Genomic DNA, 3,146 nt, shown 5'->3' on the forward strand with positions numbered 1-3,146 from the left:
GCGTCAGTCTTCTTCTGGATCGGATCAAGCGCGAAAAGGGCGTTTGGTGGATGCCTAGGCAGTAAGAGGCGATGAAGGACGTGATACTCTGCGATAAGCCTTGGGGAGCTGAGAATACGCTTTGATCCAAGGATTTCCGAATGGGGGAACCCACCTGACACTTCGTTATTGTTTGCCGTTCGCGGCAAAGGATAGCGATGGTGAACCAGGTACTTCTAACCTGAATACATAGGGTTAAAAGAGCAAACCCGGGGAACTGAAACATCTAAGTACCCGGAGGAAAGGACATCAACAGATACTCCGTTAGTAGCGGCGAGCGAACGCGGACCAGCCGAGCAATGATCGTGAGCAGAACCGGATGGAAAGCCGGGCGATATGGGTGACAGCCCCGTATGCGAAGCGAGATTTGACGTATTAAGTAGGGCGGGACACGTGAAATCCTGTCTGAACATCGGAGGACCACCTTCGAAGGCTAAGTACTCCTTACTGACCGATAGCGAACCAGTACCGTGAGGGAAAGGTGAAAAGCACCCCGACGAGGGGAGTGAAACAGATCCTGAAACCGGACGCCTACAAACAGTTGGAGCCTCCTTGAGGGGTGACAGCGTACCTTTTGTATAATGGGTCAACGACTTGGTCTTGCGTGCAAGCTTAAGCCGATAGGTGTAGGCGCAGCGAAAGCGAGTCTTAATAGGGCGAATGAGTACGTAGGATCAGACCCGAAACCGAGTGATCTAGGCATGACCAGGATGAAGGTGCGGTAACACGCACTGGAGGTCCGAACCCACACCTGTTGAAAAAGGTCGGGATGAGTTGTGCCTAGGGGTGAAAGGCCAATCAAACTCGGAGATAGCTGGTTCTCCGCGAAATCTATTTAGGTAGAGCGTCAGACGAATACCGCCGGGGGTAGAGCACTGGATGGGTAATGGGGACCTACAGTCTTACTGATCCTAACCAAACTCCGAATACCGGCGAGTACTATCTGGCAGACACACTGCGGATGCTAACGTCCGTAGTGGAGAGGGAAACAACCCTGACCTACAGCTAAGGCCCCTAATTCATGGCTAAGTGGGAAAGCAGGTGAGACGACCAAAACAACCAGGATGTTGGCTTAGAAGCAGCCATCATTTAAAGAAAGCGTAACAGCTCACTGGTCTAGACAAGTTGTCTTGCGGCGAAGATGTACCGGGGCTCAAGCCATGAGCCGAAGCTTAGGATGCACTTTATGTGCGTGGTAGCGGAGCGTTCTGTATGCAGCGAAGGATGTGGGTGACCTATTCTGGAGCGTACAGAAGTGAGAATGTTGACATGAGTAGCGATAAACAGGGTGAGAGACCCTGTCGCCGAAAGTCCAAGGGTTCCTGCTTAAAGCTAATCTGAGCAGGGTAAGCCGGCCCCTAAGGCGAGGCCGAAAGGCGTAGTCGATGGGAACCAGGTTAATATTCCTGGGCCAGGAGGACGTGACGGATCCTTACTGTTGTCAGACCTTATCGGATTGGTCTGGCAGCTGCGGGGTCCCTGGAAATAGCCCTCCACTGGACCGTACCCGAAACCGACACAGGTGGACTGGTAGAGCATACCAAGGCGCTTGAGAGAACTGCATTGAAGGAACTCGGCAAAATACCTCCGTAAGTTCGCGAGAAGGAGGCCCGGTTGGCAGGCAACTGTTGATCGGGGGCACAAACCAGGGGGTGGCGACTGTTTACTAAAAACACAGGGCTCTGCGAAGTGGCAACACGACGTATAGGGTCTGACGCCTGCCCGGTGCCGGAAGGTTAAAAGGAGGTGTGCAAGCACCGAATTGAAGCCCCGGTAAACGGCGGCCGTAACTATAACGGTCCTAAGGTAGCGAAATTCCTTGTCGGGTAAGTTCCGACCTGCACGAATGGCGTAACGACTTCCCCGCTGTCTCCAATGCAGACTCAGCGAAATTGAATTCCCCGTGAAGATGCGGGGTTCCCGCGGTCAGACGGAAAGACCCCGTGCACCTTTACTACAGCTTCACACTGGCATTAGGCGCGTAATGTGCAGGATAGGTGGTAGGCTTTGAACCCGGGACGCCAGTCTCGGTGGAGCCTCCCTTGAGATACCACCCTTTATTCGCTTGATGTCTAACCGCGGTCCGTTATCCGGATCCGGGACCCTGTGTGGCGGGTAGTTTGACTGGGGCGGTCGCCTCCTAAAGAGTAACGGAGGCGCGCGATGGTGGGCTCAGAGCGGTCGGAAATCGCTCGTTGAGTGCAATGGCAGAAGCCCGCCTGACTGCGAGACTGACAAGTCGAGCAGAGACGAAAGTCGGTCATAGTGATCCGGTGGTCCCGAGTGGAAGGGCCATCGCTCAACGGATAAAAGGTACGCCGGGGATAACAGGCTGATACTGCCCAAGAGTCCATATCGACGGCAGTGTTTGGCACCTCGATGTCGGCTCATCACATCCTGGGGCTGGAGCAGGTCCCAAGGGTTCGGCTGTTCGCCGATTAAAGTGGTACGTGAGCTGGGTTTAGAACGTCGTGAGACAGTTCGGTCCCTATCTGCCGTGGGTGTAGGAGACTTGAGAGGAGCTGCCCCTAGTACGAGAGGACCGGGGTGGACGCACCACTGGTGGACCAGTTGTCGTGCCAACGGCAGTGCTGGGTAGCTATGTGCGGACAGGATAACCGCTGAAGGCATCTAAGCGGGAAGCCCCCCTCGAAACAAGGTCTCCCTGAGGGCCGTGGAAGACCACCACGTCGATAGGCCGGAGATGTAAGCGCAGTGATGCGTTCAGTTGACCGGTACTAATCGCCCGATAGGCTTGATACGATCCAGTAGAAGACTGAAACCTTCAGTCCCTGGAAGTCATGAAAACACCTCAGACATTGGAAAGATCCTCGTGTAGGGGCCAGATGGCCCCGCTGTTCTTGCCCGGTTTGGTGGTCACAGCACGAGTGAAACACCCGATCCCATCCCGAACTCGGCCGTTAAGCACCGTTGCGCCGATGGTACTGCGTCTTAAGACGTGGGAGAGTAGGTCACCGCCAAACCTGACAAGAACAGACGCTCTCAAACGATACAAAAAAGAACATCACCGCGGGATGGAGCAGCCCGGTAGCTCGTCAGGCTCATAACCTGAAGGTCGCAGGTTCAAATCCTGCTCCCGCAACCAA

Annotated in this window: 1 tRNA gene and 2 rRNA genes; all 3 read left to right on the forward strand. The window is 54.7% G+C overall.

The window, feature by feature from the left end:
* Nucleotides 1-22 precede the first annotated feature (22 nt).
* The 3 genes from GSH16_RS15735 to GSH16_RS15745 all read left to right on the forward strand — a co-directional run bounded on the left by GSH16_RS15735 (nucleotide 23) and on the right by GSH16_RS15745 (nucleotide 3,145).
* Nucleotides 23-2,802: ribosomal RNA gene (locus GSH16_RS15735) — 23S ribosomal RNA — on the forward strand.
* Nucleotides 2,803-2,908: 106 nt separating this feature from the next.
* Nucleotides 2,909-3,023: ribosomal RNA gene (gene rrf, locus GSH16_RS15740) — 5S ribosomal RNA — on the forward strand.
* Between the two features lie 45 nt (nucleotides 3,024-3,068).
* Nucleotides 3,069-3,145 (forward strand) — tRNA-Met (locus GSH16_RS15745).
* Nucleotide 3,146: the final 1 nt, after the last annotated feature.

Origin of the sequence: Oceanomicrobium pacificus, assembly GCF_009833495.1 — a bacterium.
Classification (GTDB): domain Bacteria; phylum Pseudomonadota; class Alphaproteobacteria; order Rhodobacterales; family Rhodobacteraceae; genus Oceanomicrobium; species Oceanomicrobium pacificus.